Here is a 22,716-nt window from a genome sequence, read left to right on the forward strand (position 1 = left end):
GTGCATTATGGCATCAACCAAGCTTGAATCAGGGGAATGTCACTATGCTTAAATTACCACCGTATTCACCTGAGCTTAACCCCTCTGAGAACGTATGGCAGTACCTGAAGCAAAATGAGTTATCTAATCGCTGTTATGAAAGCTATGAAGCTATTGTTGATGCCGCTTGTTTGGCTTGGAATAATCTGCTCAAACAGCCACAAAGAATTCGCACTTTAACCACTCGTGCTTGGGCTCAACTTTAATTATTGGGTTTGGTATAAGATATCGAGGAAAACGAGTGCAAACGCTACAAGTAGTAGGTTTAGCAAAGTAGTAGGTTTAGCAAATCAGTAGGTTTAGCGAGTTTGACAAAGATAGGTTATTTTTCAGAGAAGATATAAGATGCAAACTATGGAGCTTACGTAAGTGTAAGCCTAGCGTTATATTAATTTACCATGCACCCAAAAACCGACTAACATGGCTACCATAAACAAAATTGACTCGCTATAACCAGCCAAAGCTGTGATCAAAGCAGGTGCAGGACAAAGTCCTATTAATCCCCAACCAATACCAAATAAGACGCTACCAGTAATAAGTTGTGGTGTAATCTTAGTTGCTGCTGGCAAATCATAAGTGTGCTCATTGATCGCATTTTTACCTTGCTTAATACGCGATTTAACATAAAAAAAGGTGGGCATTGCAACCGCGATACCGCCCGCCATTACCAAGCCTAAAGATGGATCCCAGCCATGAAACAAACGTAAAAACCCCAAAACTTTTTGGGGATTCACCATTTGCGATACAATAAGACCTATGGCAAAAACAGCTCCAGAAATAAAACTTATGACCAAAGTTAACTGGTTTAAACTATTTTTTTTATTTACTACTGACTGACTCATAACATACCTCAAACTGATCTATTTGAGGCTAGGGATTGATAGACACTCCATACCTCAAATTAATTACAAGCAACTTTGCCACACCTATACTTATGACAATGCGGCACAGACAGTAGCTGTTACTATGCCAGTAGATAAAAATACCATAGTGGCTGTTATTGAGCGAGTCGATAACCGAGAGATACCACAAATACCATGACCACTGGTGCAACCTGAACCTAGGCGTGTGCCAAAACCGACCAACAACCCAGCGACAATAATCTTCCAATACGAGTGCTCGATTTGAATATCTGGAAAACCAAACAACAAACTATAACCCCATGTGGTCACTGCCATCCCTAGAAAAAATACCAGTTGCCAATTATATTTACTTGGCTTAGTGACCTGACGAATAGCTTGGTTTAAAATGCCACTCATCCCCATGATTTTGCCAATACCAACGATCAATATTGATGCAGCCAAACCAATCAATAGCCCGCCTATTAAGGCGCTAATGGGTGTGAAACTAGCCATATCTATTCCACTTTGCATTCACAGCTTCCTTTATTTCAAACGCTTATTATGCTTCTTCACACTTTTTATTAGATACCTTTTTATTAGATACCTTTTATTAGATACCTTTTATTAGATGCCTTTTATTAGATGCCATTATCCAAGTCATGAGCAAATCCCGTTTATTTTTAAGTCCAAGTAATTTGCAGTCTTTTGATAGTCACATCTTTTTAAATCTATGACGTTTCCTGTTATTTGAGGTATTGTGAAAGGGCTATGTCAAAACCTTTTGTTAACAAACATAGGCGATACAGCAAGACGCTTCCTAAACGTTACACAGGTACATCTTCCGATTGCTGATGTATTTGCGCCAGCTTAGCTTGCATACGCTCAGCATGCTGTGGCTCACAATACAGGTGATACAACACCTGCATCACAGCTAAGGCTTCGGCACTGGTAATGCTATAAAAAATCTGTCTGCCTTCACGGCGAGTACTCACCAAGTTATTATCACGTAGCACACCCAACTGCTGCGATAAGCTTGGCTGTTTAATACCAGTCGCTATCTCTAAGTCACGGACACAAGACTCAGCCTGCACCAGCTGGCACAAAAGCAACAGCCTGTCAGGGTGTGATAAAGACTTTAGTAAAGCAGATGCTTTCGAAGCAGATACTTTTAATTCTTCAAAATCAACATTATCTAACTTATTGATATTGTTTAACATATACCGACATACCTATTTAATTTCATGTGAATGTCAGCCATTATATACCTCATTTAGGCATCAATATTATACAATAATATATATTATTTGGGCATAAGTATATGCTAATTTACCATTAGTAAACAATTTTTTTGAAAAACAGATTTTTTTTGCAACTGCTTTGGTGACTTATATAAACAGCTTATGATATCAAAACAAGGTTAGCCCAAATAAGAGCTAAAGCCATTTAATAACATTTGAACCGAGATAGAAATCAATATCATCCCCATTAAGCGCTCTACCGCCTTCAAGCCTCGATGACCCAATATTTTGTAAAGCTTGGTGGAGAAAAACAAAATAACCGAAGAAACAGACCAGGCCAACAGTAAAGCCGCCAGTGACTTAGGGATGCTTTCTGGATTTTTTTCGGTTAATAAAATCAAAGTTGCTAAGATTGACGGTCCTGCAATTAACGGTACAGCCAATGGTACAATGAAGGGCTCTCCATCGTCATCCTCATCATCACTTGCCATAACCCCGCCTCGAGTCGGGAAAATCATGCGAATGGCAATAATCATCATTACCAATCCACCGCCAATAGCGACAGCTTCAGTACTTAGGCCAAGGGCGTGTAATATGCTGCCGCCAGCGAATAAAAATAGCATCATCAACCCAAGCGCAATCAACAACTCCCTAGCAATAATAAATTTGCGCCTTTCTTCTGGAACCTTATCCAATACCGATAAAAAAATGGGAATATTACCCAAAGGATCCATAATCAAAAACAAAGTCAATGCTGTTGCATAAATCTCCATAATGCTCCTTGATTGAATAACCGACTCTACAACACAGTCTTCTTATCTAAGTATCGTTGCCAAAGACCAAAGCGAACTTAAATAATGATAAACGTCAATATGGTTAACTCACCATAACCAACAGGTCGTGGCCAATTAACAGCTTTTTTTGGAATATCCTGACCAGCTGCAATCATTTTGGCCGTTGTAATCCATCCTGCGTGTCCAATAGCTAGTATTGGCTCTGCTTGCTGAGGAACTTCCCTATTATTTACGGCTGTTTGACGCTCTATAATCCAGCCTTCAACCCTTGCAAATAAATGGCTCAAGCTTTCACCTTCTGTGGGCGCAAACTCAGCAAAATTCTCACACCAATTATCAATATCTGACTTGGCTATATTAGACCAAGGCACCCCTTCCCAAGCCCCAAAATTGCATTCTGCTAATCTCGGCTCAATATGGCATTTAAAGCCATGACTGATCAAGAGCTGTCCAACTTGCTTTGAGCGTTGTAAATCGCTGACCCATATAACTTTTGGCAACTGATGTTTTTTGACATAACTGAGTATCTGATTGGCAAGCCGCTTTAACTTGCGTTTATCCACTGTCACATCTGTTTGTCCAAAACACAGACCTGTACTATCAATAGGTTTGGGATGACGCCAAATGTATAAAATCATAAAATGTATAAAGTCTTGTAAAGTTTATTCAGTTAGAAAGCTTGTTCACTAAAAATGACTAGGGCGTGTCTTCAACTCGTGAAATGACATTTAAATGGGCTAAAAATAATCTTAGCCAGAGTGACATTTTTTAAAACTATTTTTTTGTAAGTACTAATTTTAAAACTATTTTATTGTAAGTACTAATTTTAATACTATTCTATTGTAACTACTAAAAAAAGGGGGATTGTTGCCGAAAACCCATCCCCAGCCCCTCCTTTAAAAAAGAGCGCCAAACCTACACAAAAAAGCCTGAATTTTAAGTTGAGATTGGCGTTATATTTATTCAAATTTATTCAAAAATTAGGCAGACTGACACACAGACCAGCGTAAATAGCAACTTCAGTTAGTTGTTGCGTAGCACCAAGACCATCTCCTGTATAACCGTTAAGGCGCCGCTGTAATAAATGATACATATAAAGCGCTGTCAATATGGCTAACACACCCGCACATACCCATTGCCAGACAGCAATCTCTCTTATCGCCATCGGCACAATCAGCCACAATAGCACAAAAACTATAAACAACCATAAACTACTAGCAAGCCACTGCTTGAGCGTCATCTGTTGCGCCATTGGCTTAGCTTTGGCATGAGCCACCTCACCACCATAAGGTAAGAATACAATTAAGCTGGTGCATAGCAGACGTGATGCACAGTGAGCTACTATCAGCGCAACTAGCGCCGTCATCACTGGCATGGAGGCGAGCAAGCTTATTTTAATTAATAATACACAGACTAAGCCTAATGTCCCATAAGTTCCAATACGTGAATCTTTCATAATGATCAGTGTGCGCTCTCGTGTCAGCCCACCACCCAAACCATCACAAGTATCAGCCAGCCCATCTTCATGAAAAGCGCCAGTTAGCTTAATGCCAAAGGCTGTCGTAACCACTGCCGATATCAAAGAGCTGTGCACTGAAGATCCAAAAAACAACCCGCATAACCAAAACACAAGCGCACATAGCACACCAACCAATATACCCACTGCTGGAAAGTGGCGACTACTTTTGTGTAGCCAATCTGGTTGATATACTTGAATATTTACTGGAATACGAGTTAAAAACTGAATGGCGACCAGCAGTAATCGCCATTCGTGTGTAACTGATGGTTTTGCTTGCTTTGAGCTTGGCTTAATAGAGGACATTGTTCATATTTCTCAGTTATTTATCAAGATGTCACATTTCAAAGGGCTGTATAGAATTCATTTACTAAACTGACAGAGACTATTTTTATTCTCATACTCCAATTAGGGACAGGCCCTAGGCTGTCTTAACAAACAATTTCGATATAACCTTTATTACTTCCTAGCATTTTTATTATCGATACCTGCATCTTCAAAGCTTGCCATCTCTTTCATAATGGCACAGGCTGACTGCAACAAGGGATATGCCAGTGCTGCCCCACTACCCTCACCTAAACGCATATCAAAATCTAATAAAGGCTCTGCATTTAAGGCATTTAACAGTTTTGCATGACCAGGCTCTACCGAATGATGAGCAAAAATAGCAAACTGTATCACACCTGGAGCTAAGCGCTCTGCAACCAATAAAGCACTACTGGCAATAAACCCATCAATTAATAAAACACGTCTGTCATGAGCCGCTTGTATAAATGCTCCTGCCATCATAGCTATCTCTAAGCCACCAAATGCCGCTAAAGCCAATAAAGGTCTGGTTGCTTGTGCATGACGATCTAAAACCTGGCTTAGTACATCCAGCTTATGTGCAAGCCCTACATCATCTAGCCCTGTACCACGTCCAATACACTCAGTAATCGGAATACCTTCAAGCTTTGAAAGCAGTAAACTGGCAGCGGATGTATTACCAATACCCATCTCACCTGCTATAAACACCTCACCCTCTAACTGCTTGGCAATACTCATGCCGGCTTGCAGGGCTTGCACACATTCTTCTAAGCTCATTGCAGGCTCAGTCAACGCATCACGGCTTCCCATGCGTACTTTGTATTGCGTCATCAATTGCGGATGGTTATCCACACCAAAATCGGCAAAGTTGGCTGCCACACCTGCATCAACCACTTTTAGTTCAATATTATGCTGGCGGGCAAGGACATTTATTGCAGCCCCTCCATTTAAAAAATTTAAAACCATCTGAGCTGTTACCTCACTAGGAAAAGCTGATGTGCCATGCTTGGCCAATCCATGGTCAGCGGCAAAGACCCTGATATGAGGGTTATCAACTTTTGGTGTGGTTGTGCCTTGAATCATACCGATTTTTATAGCCAATGATTCTAGGCGACCTAGTGCACCTTGTGGTTTGGTTTTATTATCCAGTATATGTTGTAGCTTAAGTTTAAGCTGAGGATTATCAACATGATCGATAGTAGGTAGGCTTATAGTATTCAAGTGTATTGTCCTTTTTTAGAGGCTATATATTAGGAGGCTATACGCAGCTTGCGACTTATTACCATGTTCTGTTAGCTCGGGCTTTTAGCCCACCAAAACATCTTTTTTTTCTAAAAAATCTGGGCTAAAACCACAGCCTCATCAAGAGTTGATATTGGAAGTAACCTATATTATAGAGTTGATATGTTAACAGTTTTTATTGTTCAATAATCTGTCTATTCAGTTCTACACTCTAGACATAAGGACTAATTAAGTGCATATTTAAGCTAAATTGTGTTCAATATAGCCAGCAAACTGACATTGGTCATAAACTTTTCTAACATTGGCGGTATCGTATTAGCTTAGAGGTTATACATTTCGACCATATACACCACTACAATATATATCTATACCATTACAAAATCATTTCTCCCTTTAAAATAAGGAGCATCCATGCAAGCCCTACCCATCCCACCGCTTAGCCAAACCCTTAAACGCTTTGTGATAGGTATCTCTCCACTACTTGATAACAAGCAAGCTCAACAAACCCAACAAGCCGTTGAAAATTTTGAGCAAAATGGTGGGCAACTACTACAACAGCGCCTAAAAGAGTATGCTAATACGCAAACAAACAAGGGACTTAGCTGGCTAACCGAGCTAAAGCTAAATGAATACTTGAGTGATACTCGCCCTAAATCCATCACTAATAATGCCAGCTTACAGCTTGACTACCCTATGGCAAAAACAGGAGAAACGAGTAGCCTATCACATGCCGCTTCTTTAATTCACCGACTGGTTCGCTTACACATTGATTATATAAATGATGACGTACCACAACCTGTCGATGGTCGCAACCAACCTATCTCAATGTATAACTGGAGAATATTAACAGGGGCAATGCGCATAGCAGATCACTCAAATGCTGGTACAGGCGATTATTATTACTATGCGCCTAAACAAACAGCTAATCGTCATATCAGCATATTTTGGCAAGGCCATCATTTTTGCCTACAAGTTACTGATACTGATGGTAATATCTATGCTACCAGCGCAATTGAAGATGCACTTCGACAATTAACCGAAGGCAATTATGCAAAACCAGAATTCAATTTCAGTGCCCTTAGTGCGCTTGATAGTAACAAAACTGCTACCTATTTAACTGAACTTTGCCAGCAATCACATAACCAGCTAACTTATGACGCACTAAAGGACAGCTTATTTTGTTTCGCACCTTATCACTCAGGTGCAGAGGATGTCGTTCAAATTAAAGAACAGACATTTATGCCTGGCAATGCATGGCAATATAAACCTAATACGTACCAAATGGATTTGGACTCGGACTATGTGGCCATTCACTTTGAGCATAGTGAAATTGATGGTGCTGCTCTGATGCATATGTTTACCTATGCATTTGGGCTAGCGCTCAACTCAACAAAGCTAGCCAAAGGCACTCCTAGTCTGACACAACTAGACTGGCAGCTTGAATCAGATATTGCCAGTCGCATCCAGCAAGATATACAGGCTGTCAGCGCTCAAGCAGATCAACTCAATGTTAAACAGTGTACAGCAAACTATACCGATATTGCCATCAAGGCTAGTCACGATGCTTTAATGCAGTTCGCTTTAATTTACGCACAGTTAAAAGTATTTGGTAAGGTACGTCATACTTATGAAGCGGTAGATACCAGTCATTTTATGGCAGGTCGTACAGAAGGCTTACGTCCTAACAGTGCTGAAGCTATCAATCTGGCACAATCTTTATTAAAAAACAATGCTAGCTTAGAGCAATTACAAGCTGCCTTAGCTGCCCATAAGCAACGTGTCATAGCCTGTAAAACAGGACAAGCCTTTGATCGTCACTTATCGGGATTAAAATATATGATAAAAGCAGAAGATAATGATGCAAGTGTTTCTGCTTTCTTTGATAGTCCTGGCTACAAGGTACTAACAGCAGGAGACTTTTTATCTACATCCTCTATGGGAGTGCAATCTCCCGTTAAGCGTATTTTGTTTGCGCCTGTTATGAAAGGTGGCTTTGGTGTTAATTATAGCTTAGATGACAAAAACTATGAGTTTGTGTTATTTGCCGATCAAGACAGTAGCCCATATCTAAGCGCCATGTGTGAAGCCTGTGTGGAAGCCGTTGCTAAGATGGTTGCTTTGACCCAAAACAACTCATGAAAATTTGGCCAAACTCAGTTAGTTCAAGAAAATTAGTTGAACACAATCATTTGGTCAAACAAAAATATGACCATAGAAATCAATAGAGATGAGGTAGGATAACGATGACGGATGTGTTGAATACGCCACCTATTTTTACCCCAAAGATTATCTTTTTTGATATTGATGACACGCTATGTCGTGAGGGTAAGCTTGCGCCACAAAATAAAGCCACACTTGAAGCGCTGGCTGCCCAAACCGACATTAAGCTTGCTATTGCTACTGGACGTTCTAAGTCGTTGATTCCTGATGATATTCTTGAGCTTCTTGATCGGCAAGTATTTGATGCGATTGTCTGCACCAATGGACAATACAACTTTACTAAGCAAGGGTTGATTAGCCATTATCCGCTAACTCTAGCTCAAGCAGAGAAGATAGATGCCTTGTGTCAGCAAGATCATTTGATGCACAAATTTGACTCAGATCGACATTTGGCTTGGGCCACTGACAATGAAAAAATTCGTGCGTCTTTGCCAGACTATCCAAGCGCCATCATTGATCCTGACTATTACAAAACCAACACCGTTTATCAGTGCTCAGTATTCTTTAGTCATAATGCTGATCGGATGCAGGATGTTGACTTTGCCAAAAAGGGGTTGAAGTTGGTGTACTGGCACCATGTTGGAGGTGACATACTTCCTATTGAAGCATCAAAAGCCCGTGGTGTTAGTGATGTTTGCCACTATTTTGATATTGATATTAAACAGGCAATGGCAATAGGTGATGGATTTAATGATATTGAGATGTTTAAAGCGGTTGGCTTTTCAGTGGCAATGGGTGACAGCGAGCCTGAGCTAATACAAGTGGCCGACTTTGTCACTGGTACCATTGAAGACAAGGGTATTCAAAAGGTATTACACCCTTTGCTACCGAATTTATCTCAACAGACCTAGTTGTTTTAGCTTAATTGTTTAAGAGCAAGTTGTTTGCGCTTATTATTAGCTGTTTTTTAATTTATTTATAGCTTTTAATTTATTTATAGCCTAATAACAACTTAAGCCTGTTTTAAGTCAACTTTTTAGCTCGCACGCACGGCAACTACAAGTCAGCTGCGAGCATAAGCTTCTTTATCAAACTTTATCAAATGCCCAAGCGCCACTACCACGCACCCATAAATACAAGAAAATAAAGCAGTATAAAACCGCAGCTTCCCCTTCATTATTTAATGGCAACCAAAAGTTATCTAACTGGGCGTGAAAACCAAAGTAGGCCACCGCCATCATGCCAGCACTAAAAAAGGCGGCGATACGTGTTTGGAAACCAACCAGCATCATAATACCTAACACAAATTCCAACACGCTACCAAACCACATAAAGGTAAAAAATTCTGGCATTGGATGCTCACTAACAGGTATGCCAAAAAGCTTGGTTGTACCATTGAGTAAGTAAGCATAGGCGGTCACGATGCGCAAGATGGCGAGCATTTGGGGCTCAAACCGGGATAAGGAGCTAAATACTACAGGTTTCATTGACTATCTCCTCTTTTTAATCCGTTGTTTTTATTCAGTTATTTTTAATTACTGACGCTTGTTTGTCTTATTCTTCAGTTTTTATTAGTCAGTGTCTTTATCTTTTTTTTGACCTATTGTTTATTCTTTTATTTGCTCTTTTTTATTTTTTATATTGAGAAGCTTTATATTAAAAAAACGGCTCAAAATAAAAAGGCCAGTATGATTTCTCATACCAGCCATATATTATATTGATTAGATATATTTAGTTTATATTTTTTTGTTAAAGATTTGTTTAATAATAGTAGGTTTCTAAACAAGTCATGTAAACAAAATATTAGTTCAAATTCCTCAGCACTCTATCTATAGCCCAGCCTTTAAGCTGGCAGTAATAAATTGATCCAAATCCCCGTCCAATACCGCACTGGTATTAAAGGTTTCAACCCCGGTACGCAAGTCCTTGATACGTGAATCATCTAATACATAAGATCGAATCTGACTGCCCCAACCTACGTCTGATTTATTGTCCTCTACTGCTTGCTGCTTCTCCATCCGCTTTTGCATCTCAAGCTCATACAGCTTAGCACGTAGCATTTTCATTGCAGTAGCTTTGTTGCCATGTTGACTGCGCTCATTCTGACATTGCGCCACAATACCAGTGGGCTCATGGGTAATACGTACTGCTGAATCTGTGGTATTAACGTGCTGACCTCCTGCGCCACTTGAGCGGTAAGTATCAATACGCAGATCTGCTGGATTGATATCAATCTCGATATCATCATCAATCTCAGGCGATACAAATACTGCTGCAAACGAGGTATGACGACCATTGTTACTGTCAAAAGGCGACTTGCGTACTAAGCGATGCACACCTGTTTCGGTACGTAGCCAGCCAAAAGCATAATCGCCTGTTACTTTGAATGACGCTGATTTTACCCCTGCCACGCTTCCTGCTGACACCTCAATGATATCTACTTTAAAACCATGTGACTCACACCAACGGGTGTACATACGCAATAACATTTCTGCCCAATCTTGGGCTTCTGTCCCACCACTTCCAGATTGAATATCAACAAAGCAGTTATTGGCATCCATTTCGCCATCAAACATACGTTTGAACTCAAGATCATCAACCTGTGCTTGCGCTGCGTCTAATTCACTTTGGACATCTGCCAGCAGTGATTCATCTTCGGCTTCAACTGCCAAATCTAACATGGCAGCGGCATCTTCAAGGGTGGTTTCAAGCCCTGTGATGGTATTGATGACACCATCTAGTTGGCTTTTTTCTTTACTAATTTTGGTCGCACGCTCAGGATCATTCCATAAGTCTGGCGACTCCATTTCAAGATTGACTTCTTCTAGACGCTCAGATTTACCATCAAAGTCAAAGATACCTCCGCAGGTCCTGAGATCGAGTGGTTAAGTCTTTAATTTGTTCTTGATATTGATTGATTTCCATAAAGATCCCGCTAACGCTTTGCAGTTAAAAAAATAAAGATAAAAGATAATGACAGTTAAAAATAAAGGCTGTTTAAAATAAGGACAATTAACAGATAAAAACTATAAACCCCAATCCTCAACCGCCCAGCGATGTGATAAGGCATGCGCATGCAAAGTATCATCTGGGGTGACCGCAATCGCCACGTCCGCCCATTGCAATAAAGGCAAATCATTTTTTGAGTCCGAATAAGCATAAGTTTTATCGTACTCAATGCCCTGCTGCCTCTTTGCGTCAAGCCATTTATTTAGATGGTATATTTTACCTTCTTTAAAGTTAGGTTTGTCACTAAGTTTACCGGTATAACGATTGTCTTTGACTTCAAGTGGCGTGGCCAATACATTAGCTTGCTCAATCCCAAAGCGTTCAGCAATAGCGCACACCACAAAATCATTGGTGGCAGAAATAATCACCACATCATGACCGGCATCCAAATGCTGGCGAATGGTATCTATCGCTTGCGGACGCATGTGTGGCACGATTTCTTGTTTAATATAGTCATCACGTATTTGACACAATTCATCCATCGGCAAACTGGTCAAAAATTGTGCCACAAACTCATTATACTCGGTCGCATCAAGCGTACCTTCGATATAATCTTGATAAAACTTCTGGTTGGCAGTGCGATACTGTGCTTCATCTACCAAGCCATTATTGACAATATACTCACCCCATAGATAGTCGCTATCAACATCTAGCAAGGTGTGGTCTAAATCAAATAATGCCAATGTTTTTTGCGTAGTGTTCTGATTGCTCTGGCTGTCTTGTTGTGTTTGCATACATCCTCTCATACGATTATCAAATCAGCGTTTACTCAGGCTGTGCCACGACTTGTAGACCTGTTTTAAACTGCTGGCATTTTTCAGCATAATGTAGCGCCGATAATTTTAACATGGCCACTTGTTGCTCATTCAAGGTTTTCACCACTTTCGCCGGTGCACCCATCACCAATGAATTATCCGGAATCTCTTTGCCTTCAGTGACCAAGGCTTTAGCGCCTATGATACAGTTTTTACCAATTTTGGCATTATTTAGCACCACCGCACCAATACCAATTAAGCTATTATCACCCACCGTACAGCCATGTAGCATCGCCAAATGCCCGATGGTCACATGATTACCAATGTTCACCTCAATACCGGCATCGGTATGAATGACAGCATTTTCTTGTACATTGGTAAAATCACCGATATTAATGCGTTCATTGTCGCCACGAATTACAGCCCCAAACCAAACGCTGGCTTTGTGACCCAAATACACATCACCAATCACTTGTGCGCTGTCGGCAACCCAGCCTTGAAAAGGTACAGCAAACTCAGGCGCTTTGTCTAAAAACTGATATATCATTTTTGAATTCCCTTTATTTTTAAGTTATCTTGGTAAAATTTGCTTTATCTTGGTAAAAATAACAACAAAAGTCAATTTATTGTCACTGCATCTCATGCTATGATTTGCACACTTTTTGCGTATCTGCAAGCAGGTGCTCAACAGCAACAACTATAGCATTATTTATCTGGACACCCTATGCGTCATTTTTTATTCGATATTGTTTTTACCATTGTCTGCTTAATCGCAGCCGCTTGGTGGGGCTACTCTCACAGCGGTATTCCTGGCTTATTTAGCGCACTGGCAATTACCGCCATCTTAGCCATTATGGAGATCTCTCTGTCTTTTGATAATGCGGTGGTCAACGCTTCTATTTTAAAAGGTTGGAATGATTTTTGGAAAAAAATCTTCTTAACCCTCGGTATTTTGGTCGCTGTCTTTGGGATGCGTCTTATCTTTCCCATCGTCATCGTGGCAGTCACGGCCAAGCTTGGCTTTGTAGAAGTCATCCAATTGGCGCTCAACAATCCTGCCCAATACGCAGCCCATCTAAATGCTCACCATGCCGAAATCTCAGCTTTTGGTGGTATGTTTTTACTACTGGTTTTCTTAACCTTTATATTTGGCGATAAAGAAGTGCATTGGTTTAAATGGTTTGAGGAAAAGCTAAATCGATTTAGCAAGGTCGATGCAATGAGTACCTTTGTGGCGTTAGTGACCTTAATGATTTCATTAACTTGGGTAGATGCCACAAAACAGTCGGTTATTTTAATGGCTGGTATTTGGGGTATTTTGGTTTATCTTGGTGTTAATGTTCTTTCAAGCTTACTTGAAGGAGGCAATGACTCAGAGGACGAAAACGAAGTGTTAACAGATGCTCATGGCAATGTCATAACCAATACTGCTGGTGTATCAACCACTATTTTAAAAGGGGGGATTGCTGGCTTTATCTATCTTGAAGTGCTAGATGCATCCTTTAGTTTTGATGGGGTTATTGGTGCATTTGCTATTACCAATGATGTGATTATCATTATGCTAGGTCTGGCAATCGGCGCTATGTTTGTGCGTTCGATGACTTTGTTTTTGGTAGATAAAGGTACCTTGAGCGAGTTTGTCTATTTGGAACATGGCGCACATTATGCCATTGGTGCCTTGGCTATTATCATGTTGTTGTCTATGAAGTATCATGTACCTGAGCTGGTCACTGGCTTGATTGGCGTCGCATTTATTGGGTTATCACTGTTTAACTCGATTCAGTACCGTAAACGTGTGGCATCCAAACAATAATGGACGGGTGATAAAATAAAACAAGGTTGCAGGCATCTGATTGTCACCACAAAAACCTTTTAAGATATATTGTCACTTTTTAGGATACTTCTACAATGCACCACAAAACATTGCACCAAAAATACCTCTTAGCGCCCAGCACTTCAGCTATCATATTACTATCAGCAGCTGCCCTATCGTCTATGCCCGCCTATGCAGGAAAGTCAGATATCGAAACCGCTGGTGATATCGTGATGGTCGCCATTCCTGCATTGGCTTATGGCTCAACTTTCTATATGGATGATGCCGAAGGTCGAAACCAGTTTTATAAATCTTTTGCAACCAATGCAGTAGCGACCTATGGGCTAAAAAAAGCAATCGATCGTGAACGCCCTGACCACAGTGATAATGACTCCTTCCCTTCAGCGCACACCTCAATAGCGTTTCAAGGTGCCAGCTTTATTCACAAGCGTTATGGTTTTGAATACAGTATTCCTGCTTATGTCGGGGCTACCTTTGTGGGTTATAGTCGGATAGATGCAGATAAACACCACACTACCGATGTACTTGCAGGTGCTGCCTTAGGCGTGGCCAGTAGTATGTTATTAACCAAAAGCTATTATGATGATACCTTACACATCAGTGCAAATTTGGCACCTGAATCTTATCAATTAGCCGTACATTATCGGTTTTAAGCCAGTATACTCAGGGATAAATACCCCCATATCAAAGTCATATTGGGTTTGATTGCTTAACACCTCAAAAAAATTGCATAATAGTTATAGCCATTTAATGCTAGGTTTTGTATAATATGCAAAATCTGTACCTAAGCGAGTGGATATGACACAGTTGGCAACAATCACTAATCAATTTTTATTTAGTGATATCGTTGTTTTCTGTTGTTATTCTACTCGTTTTTTTTGTGACTAAAATTTGTTAATTATTACATTTTTTAATACGCTACGGTCAGTATTTATATACATTAGGTCATGATAAACACGAATTAAAAGGGTGGTAATATGGGCGTACATCAAGACACAGAGCACAATAACTCTATCGAGGCTGAGGCTGTATTAGCATTAGCAGATGGTAGTATTTTTCGTGGTATTTCAATCGGCGCTAAGGGTCAGCGTGTAGGAGAAGTGGTATTCAATACGTCGATGACTGGCTACCAAGAGATCTTAACGGATCCTAGCTATGCCAAACAAATTGTTACCTTAACCTACCCTCATATCGGCAATACAGGCACAAACAACGAAGACGCTGAGTCTGGTGACATTCACCAACTTCATCGGGTTTGGGCAGAAGGACTTATCATTCGTGATGCCACCATGATTACCTCAAACTTTCGTAATACTGAAAGCTTAACTGATTATCTTATCCGACATGAGACAGTAGCAATAGCAGAGATTGATACCCGTAAGCTTACCCGCTTATTGCGTGAAAAAGGCTCACAAAATGGCTGTATCATGACTGCCAGTAATGGTGAAACTTTAAGCGATGACGATATCGCGAAAGCATTAGAGCTTGCTAAAGGCTTTGCTGGTCTTGAAGGTATGGACTTGGCAAAAGTATGCTGCCATCCAGATGGCTATCAGTGGACGGAAGGCACTTGGGAACTGGCTGATCGTGGCACTCATGGTGTCACCGAAAGTGACACTGGCGGTTATTTCAAAAAGCTTGGTGAGCATATTGAGCACAAATATAATGTGGTCGCTTATGATTTTGGGGTAAAAACCAACCTACTGCGTCTATTGGTCGATCGAGGCTGTAAAGTAACCGTCGTCCCAGCACAAACACCAGTTGCTGAAGTATTGGCACAAAATCCAGATGGTATCTTCTTATCAAACGGTCCTGGTGATCCAGCTGCCTGTGATTATGCCATTGACAATGTGCGTGAGATTATTCAAAACACAGATATTCCAACCTTTGGCATTTGTCTGGGTCATCAGTTGATTGGTCTGGCTAGCGGTGCCAAAACGATGAAAATGAAAACTGGTCATCATGGCGCTAACCACCCTGTACAAGATTTAAAAACCAAAAAGGTAATGATTACTAGCCAAAATCATGGTTTTGCTTTGGATGAGACCACCTTGCCAGATCACATCAAACCAACGCACCGCTCCTTGTTCGATGGGACAAACCAAGGTATTGAATTGACTAACAAACCTGTTTTTAGCTTCCAAGGCCATCCTGAAGCCAGCCCTGGCCCACATGAAGCATCTTTATTATTTGATAAGTTTGCTGAGATGTTGGCTAACGCTAAAAGTTAGTTTATATGGTCGAAAAAATAAAAAATATTTTTATAGCTAGTATTCAGCGTTGTAAGCGCTTTTGTAAAGTGAGATCTGCATCTAACGAGAACACTTGGCAGTTAGCCGTTAATAATTTTAGAAATCAGTGCCAATTTAAGATGCAATCCTTAAAGCCTTACGAACGCTGGAATTGGGCATTCTCTATACTTTTAAAGCTTAATAAGATCTACCCTTTTGAATTATTAGAGCGTGTTATTCCCGATATCGTATATATTCATAATGATGATTTTAACGATGAGCTCACTGCCGTTCTTAAAGATGACATACTGCAGGCTAAATATGAATATGGTTTTACAATATCTGAAATGGGGGAGTTTGCCGAATTGTTAGCTAATAATGAGTATTTAACTTTCGATCAATCTCTACAAGTCATTGAACATATAGTAAATATTGGTAATTACAACTATTCGAACTCAATTGAAAGCTGGGAAGAATATTTTAAAGACCTGAATATAGCATTTGATAATATTCATTAAAGTTTATGTAATGCTCATGCCATTTTAACTTTTTCAATATTTAAGCTTTAAAAGAGCGAGTTGATATTACTTACTAATACACATTTGAAGAAATAAAAGAGAGACTTATGCCAAAACGTACCGACATTAAAAGCATCCTAATCATCGGCGCCGGCCCTATCGTCATCGGACAAGCCTGTGAGTTTGATTATTCTGGCGCGCAAGCCTGTAAAGCCCTGCGTGAAGAAGGCTACCGAGTTATCTTAGTGAACTCCAACCCTGCCACTATCATGACCGACCCTGTCATGGCAGATGCGACCTATATCGAGCCAATTACTTGGCAAACGGTTGAACAAATCATAGCCAAAGAGCGTCCAGATGCTATCTTGCCAACCATGGGCGGACAAACTGCCCTAAACTGTGCCTTAGACTTAGATAAAAACGGCGTATTAGAAAAATACAAGGTTGAACTAATCGGTGCCACCAAAGACGCCATTGAAATGGCAGAAGATCGTGATTTATTTGACCAAGCCATGAAGCGCATTGGTCTTGAATGCCCCCGTGCTGAAATTGCAGAAAGCATGGACGAAGCCTTTGCCATTCAAGAAAAACTTGGCTTCCCTTGCATTATTCGCCCTTCATTTACTATGGGTGGTTCTGGCGGTGGTATTGCTTACAACCGTGATGAATTCATCGAAATCTGTGAACGTGGCTTTGACTTATCCCCCACTCACCAGCTATTAATTGATGAATCATTAATCGGATGGAAAGAGTACGAAATGGAAGTGGTACGTGACAAAAATGACAACTGTATCATTATCTGTGCCATTGAAAACGTCGATCCTATGGGCGTACACACAGGGGACTCAATCACCGTTGCCCCAGCCCAAACGCTCACTGATAAAGAATACCAAATCATGCGTAATGCCTCGTTGGCAGTATTGCGTGAAATTGGGGTTGAAACTGGTGGCTCAAACGTACAGTTTGGTGTCAACCCAAAAACTGGCCGTATGGTCGTGATCGAGATGAACCCACGTGTGTCACGCTCCTCTGCGCTAGCCTCAAAAGCAACTGGCTTCCCGATTGCCAAAATCGCTGCAAAACTAGCGGTTGGTTACACCCTTGATGAGCTACAAAACGACATTACTGGCGGTAAAACACCAGCCAGCTTCGAGCCATCAATCGATTATGTTGTCACCAAGATTCCACGCTTTAACTTCGAAAAATTCCCACAAGCAGAAAATATTCTTTCAACTCAGATGAAGTCTGTTGGTGAAGTGATGGCCATTGGTCGTAACTTCCAAGAGTCAATGCAAAAAGCACTACGTGGTCTAGAAACTGGTGCTGACGGCTTTGATGAGCAGATTGACTTCAACGCTTTAAAAGCAGGTAAAATTAGTATTGACAAAGTTAAATCTGAAATCAAGCAACGGTTAACGGTTCCTACTCCAGAACGTATTTTTTATATCGCTGATGCCTTTCGCTTAGGATTTGGTGTAGATGACGTCTTTAAATTTACCAATATTGACCCTTGGTTCTTGGTTCAAATTGAAGATATCGTTAAAACCGAAGAGCAGGTTAAGCTATTAGGCTTTGGTGGTATTAATGCAACAAACCTACGTAAGTTCAAGCGTAAGGGTTTATCTGACCTACGTTTAGCCAAGCTATTAGGAATATCACAAAAGCAGCTGCGTAAAAAGCGTTGGGATTTAGAAGTTTATCCCGTCTATAAGCGTGTGGATACCTGTGCTGCTGAGTTTGCTACCTCAACCGCTTATATGTACTCAACCTATGATGAAGAATGCGAAGCCAACCCAACCGATAACAAAAAAATTATGGTTATCGGTGGCGGTCCAAACCGTATTGGTCAAGGTATTGAGTTTGATTACTGCTGTGTCCATGCTGCCCTTGCGATGCGTGAAGACGGCTATGAGACCATCATGGTCAACTGTAACCCAGAAACTGTTTCTACCGACTATGACACCTCAGACCGTCTATACTTCGAATCTATCACGCTAGAAGATGTATTAGAAATAGTACGTATTGAAAAGCCAGATGGTGTCATTGTGCAGTTTGGTGGACAAACACCGCTTAAATTAGCACGTGCCCTAGAAGCCGCTGGCGTTAACATCATAGGTACTTCTCCTGATGCGATTGACCGTGCTGAAGACCGTGAGCGCTTCCAGCATATGATTCAGCAGCTAAACCTAATTCAACCACCCAACGCCTTGGCCACCAGCTTAGAAGATGGCTTGGTAAAAGCAAAAGACGTAGGCTACCCCTTAGTTGTACGCCCCTCTTATGTATTGGGCGGTCGTGCGATGGAAATTGTCTACAACGAAGACGAGCTTAAGCATTATTTACGCACTGCAGTACAAGCTTCAAATGAAGCGCCAGTACTACTTGACCGCTTCTTGGATGATGCCATTGAAGTCGATGTCGATTGTGTCAGCGATGGTAATGAGGTCGTAATTGGCGGTATCATGCAGCACATTGAGCAAGCTGGTGTGCACTCTGGTGACTCTGCTTGCTCATTGCCACCCTACTCGCTATCTGATGACATCTGCAACGAGATGCGTGAGCAAACCGTGGCTATGGCCAAAGAGCTTGGCGTAGTAGGCTTGATGAACGTACAGTTTGCCGTCAAAGATGGCACTGTCTATATCTTGGAAGTCAACCCACGTGCCGCACGTACAGTACCTTTTGTTTCTAAGTGTATTGGCACCTCATTGGCACAAGTTGCTGCCCGCTGTATGGCTGGCAAGTCATTACAGGATCAGCAGTTCACCCAAGAAATCAAACCTGCTTTCTTTGCTGTGAAAGAATCGGTATTCCCATTTGCCAAATTTCCAGGTGTTGATCCAATCTTAAGCCCTGAGATGAAGTCGACTGGTGAAGTGATGGGCGTGGGCAAAACCTTTGGTGAAGCCTTCTACAAAGGCATTATCGGTAGTAATGAGCGTCTGCCAGGTCTACCAGAAGCGGATGAAGTCAAAACTGTCTTTATTTCAGTACGTGACAGCGACAAGCCAGGCTTAACCCCAATTGCCAAACAGCTCCTCGCATTTGGCTTTAAATTGGTGGCAACGTCTGGCACACAAGCCTTCTTAAATGAGCAAGGTATTGAGTGTCAACGTATCAATAAGGTCACTGAAGGCCGTCCACATGTGGTTGATGCCTTGAAAAATGGTGAAATTGACCTTATTATAAATACAACAGAAGGCAAACAGGCGCAAGAAGACTCGTTCTCAATCCGCCGCAATGCGCTACAAACCAAGGTATTCTATGTGACGACCTTGGGCGCTGCAGATGCGGTTTGTAAGTCTTATGCCATTGATTTACCGTTTGATGTCTATAAATTGCAAACGCTACATGAGCAAGCAGCTGCCCAATAACGGTTAACATCAGCCCTTATTTTGCTCAAATCTTTTTTATTTTTTAATTGCTAATCGACAGTTTCGGTTAGCAATTTTTGTTAGAGGCCAAGACAGTCTTTAACACGACAACTGAAAGTAAGACATACGTATAAGCAACACTTATAGCAACAGCACCTATAATAATAGGTGCTGTGGTCTTTTTTTATTTAAGTGTTTGGTTAATTAATTTTACCCCTTTATCTCTTTATCCATATATACCCTTTATTTAATAAGGAAAATGATATGCAACGTTATCCGATGACACCGCAAGGGCACGCCGCACTTGAAGCCGAATTAAAACAATTAAAAACCGTCGATCGCCCTCGCATCACAGCAGCCATTGCTGAAGCACGCGAGCATGGTGACTTAAAAGAAAACGCTGAATACCATGCAGCCCGTGAGCAACAAGGCTTTTGTGAAGCCCGTATCCGTGATATTGAAGCCAAGCTTTCTGGCGCACAAGTGATAGATCCAGCCACCCTACCACGTGAAGGTCGTGTGGTGTTTGGAGTGACGGTTGTGATTGAGAACTTAGACACCGAAGAAGAGCAACGTTATCAAATCGTTGGTGACGATGAGGCAGATTTTAGAAATAACAAAATCTCAGTCAACTCCCCTATTGCCCGAGGACTAATTGGTAAAGAAGAAGGTGACGAAGCTCGCATACAAACCCCTAGCGGCTTAGTCGAGTTTGAGATTATTGAAGTACTTTATGATTAAAGGCTGTACATATTTGAGTTAAGCTAGGGGCTGTATAGACTTTATTTACGAAACTAATAAATAAAGTCTATACAGCCCATAAATTACTTAAAACATAATACTTGTAGGTATGCTAGTAACCTAATTACTGCCTACCTTTTTTCTTTATTATAAATTGGGACTATCTTTCTTTATCATACCCCACTCTCAACTTATTACAATCTATTGTAGGCTGGTGCTTTTAGCCCAGCAAAACCTAATTTTTAGCCAAATATGCTGGGCTAAAGCCACAGCCTACGCAAAGAGTTGAGATTGGGGTTTATCATGTATAACTCAGCTTAGATTAAGCTCAATCTTTCGCATTATCTATGCCAAAATCTATGCCAAATTGTACTACTAACTACTAGATATCAAAATATTTTAGAATAAAACGCTTGCGTCACTTGCAAAATAGCTACGTTTAATGTTAAGTTACAAAACCACAACATATACATATTTATATGTGACACTTGTTATGTATCTTAATTAGCATCGTTTTTGAGTAGCACAGCTTAGCTAATTGCTACTACAAATACTAGCAACGTTTAAACTGACCTTGTTGCAACTAACCAAGTTTAAACTAGATACGCCAAGTTTAAACTAGACTAGATACGTTATAGCTTATACGTCACACTAACAACAAGTGCAGCACTTAGAAAACATACTTTTTTTATATAAACAACTAGGAACATCCTTGGTATTGATTTATATAATATTTTTATTAGTAAACGCATAATCTTTTGAGCACTATTTCATAAGATACATGCTTACGAGGCAATTATGAAGAACTTCTCATCAGCTCTATGTGCGCTAGCCTGTCTAGTTGGTGCTAGCAATCTAGCCAACGCTACTGAGTCTAAGCCACCTATCAGCGTTAAAAGCCCAAGCGATATCGACAGTGTACTTAATGAGTTGGCAAGCAAGCAAAACCATCCAGCTTCTTTGTTGCAGACTTCTTTTGAGCCATCTACTTTAGCAACAAATAGCTCGCTATTAACAAGCAAATCATCGAGTGTGGCTCAAGACAATGATGATGTTTTGTCACACCTCACCTTAGTAGCTTCCAATGCAGTTAACAAATTCAAGCAAAGTGGTCGTGCTTCATGGTATGGCGGTAAATTCCACGGTAGAAAAACTGCCAGTGGTGAACGCTTTAATATGCATTCATTAACTGCTGCGCACCCCTCGCTACCTTTTAATACATTTTTAAAAGTTACTAATAACTCTAATGGTCAGAGTGTGGTTGTCAAAGTCAATGATCGTGGTCCTTTTCATGGTAACCGTGTATTAGACTTATCTTACGGTGCTGCGAAGAAAATTGGCTTAGTTAGCCGCGGCATTGCTAACGTAACCATTGAGAGAGTCAGTGCCCCTTAGCGACATTGATACAGTAAGCATAGGCTTATAGAATAATTAAGCGAAACCAAAAAAAGATCTGCTATATGCAGGTCTTTTTTTTCACTGATATTTGTGAACAGCATAGTTATACCAAATCTAAAAGTTAAGGTAACAAGGAAAACGAGTGCAAACCCTATAAGTAGTAGGTTTAACGAGTTTGACCAAGATGGGTTAATTTTCAGATAAGGTATTATAAGTACAAGCGCTTATGATTAACTGGTACGGCTACGCTAAGGACTATATAAATATTTTTTATAATTTTTTCTTATATTTCATTGATTTATAACCAGATGTGTCTAAAATGGTACCAAGAATATCGAGTATCATTATGGCTAAAATAGGCCAGACAAAGCGAATGCAATCCATTTGGTTCACAGCCTGCCGTTTGCACTTAAAGTCTGCTTTACCATCCAATTATTTTAAAAATTTGTAACAACTTATACCAAACCCAAAATATATAGTATAATTCAATTATGACCAAACTAACAAATACCCTAGACGATCACGACTTTGGCAAATACTCAAAAACTGAGAGCAATCCCAGAGCCCGCCTACGACTGCTGATCTTACACCAGTACAGCATAGGCAAATCCACGATAGATATTGCCAAAGACCTCTGCATACACCCCGAAACTGCCAGACGTACTAAGAAGCGATATTATGAACGAGGACTTGAAAGCATCTACGATCGTCATCGTCGA

Annotated in this window: 22 protein-coding genes; 11 read left to right on the top strand and 11 right to left on the bottom strand. The window is 40.6% G+C overall.

Translation table 11 applies throughout. The features are described from left to right. On the top strand, positions 1–245 hold a 245-nt coding region (locus tag H140_RS0112090; protein ID WP_019673922.1), incomplete at its 5' end, for a transposase. A 177-nt stretch (positions 246–422) separates the two neighbouring features. On the opposite strand, the gene H140_RS0112095 is transcribed toward H140_RS0112090, so the two are convergent. The 7 genes from H140_RS0112095 to cobT all read right to left on the bottom strand — a co-directional run bounded on the left by H140_RS0112095 (position 423) and on the right by cobT (position 5,956). Then, positions 423–881 (bottom strand): DUF6691 family protein, encoded by a 459-nt coding sequence (locus tag H140_RS0112095; protein ID WP_019673923.1) that lies wholly within the window; start codon positions 879–881, stop codon positions 423–425. Positions 882–971: 90 nt separating this feature from the next. Further along, the gene (locus H140_RS0112100) at positions 972–1,412 is read right to left on the bottom strand and encodes a YeeE/YedE family protein (protein WP_019673924.1); all 441 of its coding nucleotides are present in this window, start codon (positions 1,410–1,412) and stop codon (positions 972–974) included. A gap of 293 nt (positions 1,413–1,705) precedes the next feature. After that, entirely contained in the window at positions 1,706–2,098 is a 393-nt protein-coding gene (locus tag H140_RS0112105; protein WP_019673925.1) for an ArsR/SmtB family transcription factor, read from the bottom strand. A gap of 200 nt (positions 2,099–2,298) precedes the next feature. After that, a complete protein-coding gene (locus tag H140_RS0112110; protein ID WP_019673926.1) occupies positions 2,299–2,892 on the bottom strand; it encodes a YhgN family NAAT transporter in 594 nt (197 codons plus the stop codon). Between the two features lie 77 nt (positions 2,893–2,969). Further along, the gene (locus tag H140_RS0112115) at positions 2,970–3,551 is read right to left on the bottom strand and encodes a histidine phosphatase family protein (RefSeq protein ID WP_019673927.1); all 582 of its coding nucleotides are present in this window, start codon (positions 3,549–3,551) and stop codon (positions 2,970–2,972) included. 335 nt (positions 3,552–3,886) lie between these two features. Continuing rightward, positions 3,887–4,735, bottom strand: coding sequence for an adenosylcobinamide-GDP ribazoletransferase (gene cobS / locus H140_RS0112120; RefSeq protein ID WP_019673928.1), 849 nt, complete (start codon positions 4,733–4,735; stop codon positions 3,887–3,889). A 153-nt stretch (positions 4,736–4,888) separates the two neighbouring features. Next, on the bottom strand, positions 4,889–5,956 hold the full coding sequence (cobT, locus tag H140_RS0112125) for a nicotinate-nucleotide--dimethylbenzimidazole phosphoribosyltransferase (RefSeq protein ID WP_019673929.1): 1,068 nt from the start codon (positions 5,954–5,956) through the stop codon (positions 4,889–4,891). A gap of 432 nt (positions 5,957–6,388) precedes the next feature. Here cobT and H140_RS15275 point away from each other — a divergent pair, with 432 nt between their 5' ends. Further along, entirely contained in the window at positions 6,389–8,116 is a 1,728-nt protein-coding gene (locus H140_RS15275) for a choline/carnitine O-acyltransferase (RefSeq protein ID WP_019673930.1), read from the top strand. A gap of 104 nt (positions 8,117–8,220) precedes the next feature. Further along, positions 8,221–9,048, top strand: coding sequence for a Cof-type HAD-IIB family hydrolase (locus tag H140_RS0112135; RefSeq protein WP_019673931.1), 828 nt, complete (start codon positions 8,221–8,223; stop codon positions 9,046–9,048). A gap of 177 nt (positions 9,049–9,225) precedes the next feature. Here H140_RS0112135 and H140_RS0112140 read toward each other — a convergent pair whose 3' ends face one another. From H140_RS0112140 to H140_RS0112155, 4 genes are all read right to left on the bottom strand, one after another. Beyond that, positions 9,226–9,624, bottom strand: coding sequence for a DoxX family protein (locus tag H140_RS0112140; RefSeq protein ID WP_019673932.1), 399 nt, complete (start codon positions 9,622–9,624; stop codon positions 9,226–9,228). Between the two features lie 342 nt (positions 9,625–9,966). Further along, positions 9,967–11,062, bottom strand: a protein-coding gene (gene prfB, locus H140_RS0112145) for a peptide chain release factor 2 (RefSeq protein WP_156819185.1) whose coding sequence is annotated in 2 segments (ribosomal slippage) — positions 9,967–10,989 and positions 10,991–11,062 — 1,095 coding nt in all. Because the reading frame shifts where the segments join, the coding sequence is not laid out codon by codon here. Between the two features lie 101 nt (positions 11,063–11,163). After that, on the bottom strand, positions 11,164–11,880 hold the full coding sequence (locus tag H140_RS0112150) for an HAD family hydrolase (protein WP_019673934.1): 717 nt from the start codon (positions 11,878–11,880) through the stop codon (positions 11,164–11,166). A 31-nt stretch (positions 11,881–11,911) separates the two neighbouring features. Further along, the gene (locus tag H140_RS0112155) at positions 11,912–12,448 is read right to left on the bottom strand and encodes a gamma carbonic anhydrase family protein (RefSeq protein ID WP_019673935.1); all 537 of its coding nucleotides are present in this window, start codon (positions 12,446–12,448) and stop codon (positions 11,912–11,914) included. Positions 12,449–12,625: 177 nt separating this feature from the next. Between H140_RS0112155 and H140_RS0112160 the strand changes: the two genes are divergently transcribed. From H140_RS0112160 to H140_RS15645, 8 genes are all read left to right on the top strand, one after another. Next, positions 12,626–13,714, top strand: coding sequence for a DUF475 domain-containing protein (locus H140_RS0112160; protein WP_019673936.1), 1,089 nt, complete (start codon positions 12,626–12,628; stop codon positions 13,712–13,714). A 95-nt stretch (positions 13,715–13,809) separates the two neighbouring features. Beyond that, entirely contained in the window at positions 13,810–14,388 is a 579-nt protein-coding gene (locus H140_RS0112165; RefSeq protein WP_019673937.1) for a phosphatase PAP2 family protein, read from the top strand. A gap of 360 nt (positions 14,389–14,748) precedes the next feature. Then, positions 14,749–15,966 (top strand): glutamine-hydrolyzing carbamoyl-phosphate synthase small subunit, encoded by a 1,218-nt coding sequence (gene carA, locus H140_RS0112170; protein WP_026349082.1) that lies wholly within the window; start codon positions 14,749–14,751, stop codon positions 15,964–15,966. A gap of 5 nt (positions 15,967–15,971) precedes the next feature. Further along, positions 15,972–16,484: a hypothetical protein gene (locus tag H140_RS0112175; protein WP_019673939.1), complete on the top strand. Its 513-nt coding sequence runs from the start codon at positions 15,972–15,974 to the stop codon at positions 16,482–16,484. A gap of 107 nt (positions 16,485–16,591) precedes the next feature. Next, complete coding sequence (gene carB, locus H140_RS0112180; RefSeq protein ID WP_019673940.1) at positions 16,592–19,858, top strand: carbamoyl-phosphate synthase large subunit; 3,267 nt, start codon at positions 16,592–16,594, stop codon at positions 19,856–19,858. 264 nt (positions 19,859–20,122) lie between these two features. Beyond that, positions 20,123–20,599 (top strand): transcription elongation factor GreA, encoded by a 477-nt coding sequence (greA, locus tag H140_RS0112185; protein WP_019673941.1) that lies wholly within the window; start codon positions 20,123–20,125, stop codon positions 20,597–20,599. A 798-nt stretch (positions 20,600–21,397) separates the two neighbouring features. Further along, positions 21,398–21,994: a septal ring lytic transglycosylase RlpA family protein gene (locus H140_RS0112190; RefSeq protein WP_019673942.1), complete on the top strand. Its 597-nt coding sequence runs from the start codon at positions 21,398–21,400 to the stop codon at positions 21,992–21,994. A 494-nt stretch (positions 21,995–22,488) separates the two neighbouring features. Continuing rightward, positions 22,489–22,716 (top strand): helix-turn-helix domain-containing protein (locus tag H140_RS15645; protein WP_156819115.1); only part of this gene is annotated, 228 nt, incomplete at its 3' end.

The sequence above is a fragment of the Psychrobacter lutiphocae DSM 21542 genome, from assembly GCF_000382145.1.
GTDB lineage: Bacteria > Pseudomonadota > Gammaproteobacteria > Pseudomonadales > Moraxellaceae > Psychrobacter > Psychrobacter lutiphocae.

What these genes read in the sequence shown, in the direction of transcription:
- H140_RS0112095 (WP_019673923.1), bottom strand. Translation starts at nt 881, where the DNA reads ATGAGTCAGTCAGTAGTAAATAAAAAAAATAGTTTAAACCAGTTAACT.
- H140_RS0112100 (WP_019673924.1), bottom strand. Translation starts at nt 1,412, where the DNA reads ATGCAAAGTGGAATAGATATGGCTAGTTTCACACCCATTAGCGCCTTA.
- H140_RS0112105 (WP_019673925.1), bottom strand. Translation starts at nt 2,098, where the DNA reads ATGTTAAACAATATCAATAAGTTAGATAATGTTGATTTTGAAGAATTA.
- H140_RS0112110 (WP_019673926.1), bottom strand. Translation starts at nt 2,892, where the DNA reads ATGGAGATTTATGCAACAGCATTGACTTTGTTTTTGATTATGGATCCT.
- H140_RS0112115 (WP_019673927.1), bottom strand. Translation starts at nt 3,551, where the DNA reads ATGATTTTATACATTTGGCGTCATCCCAAACCTATTGATAGTACAGGT.
- cobS (WP_019673928.1), bottom strand. Translation starts at nt 4,735, where the DNA reads ATGTCCTCTATTAAGCCAAGCTCAAAGCAAGCAAAACCATCAGTTACA.
- H140_RS15275 (WP_019673930.1), top strand. Translation starts at nt 6,389, where the DNA reads ATGCAAGCCCTACCCATCCCACCGCTTAGCCAAACCCTTAAACGCTTT.
- H140_RS0112135 (WP_019673931.1), top strand. Translation starts at nt 8,221, where the DNA reads ATGACGGATGTGTTGAATACGCCACCTATTTTTACCCCAAAGATTATC.
- H140_RS0112140 (WP_019673932.1), bottom strand. Translation starts at nt 9,624, where the DNA reads ATGAAACCTGTAGTATTTAGCTCCTTATCCCGGTTTGAGCCCCAAATG.
- H140_RS0112150 (WP_019673934.1), bottom strand. Translation starts at nt 11,880, where the DNA reads ATGCAAACACAACAAGACAGCCAGAGCAATCAGAACACTACGCAAAAA.
- H140_RS0112155 (WP_019673935.1), bottom strand. Translation starts at nt 12,448, where the DNA reads ATGATATATCAGTTTTTAGACAAAGCGCCTGAGTTTGCTGTACCTTTT.
- H140_RS0112160 (WP_019673936.1), top strand. Translation starts at nt 12,626, where the DNA reads ATGCGTCATTTTTTATTCGATATTGTTTTTACCATTGTCTGCTTAATC.
- H140_RS0112165 (WP_019673937.1), top strand. Translation starts at nt 13,810, where the DNA reads ATGCACCACAAAACATTGCACCAAAAATACCTCTTAGCGCCCAGCACT.
- H140_RS0112175 (WP_019673939.1), top strand. Translation starts at nt 15,972, where the DNA reads ATGGTCGAAAAAATAAAAAATATTTTTATAGCTAGTATTCAGCGTTGT.
- carB (WP_019673940.1), top strand. Translation starts at nt 16,592, where the DNA reads ATGCCAAAACGTACCGACATTAAAAGCATCCTAATCATCGGCGCCGGC.
- greA (WP_019673941.1), top strand. Translation starts at nt 20,123, where the DNA reads ATGCAACGTTATCCGATGACACCGCAAGGGCACGCCGCACTTGAAGCC.
- H140_RS0112190 (WP_019673942.1), top strand. Translation starts at nt 21,398, where the DNA reads ATGAAGAACTTCTCATCAGCTCTATGTGCGCTAGCCTGTCTAGTTGGT.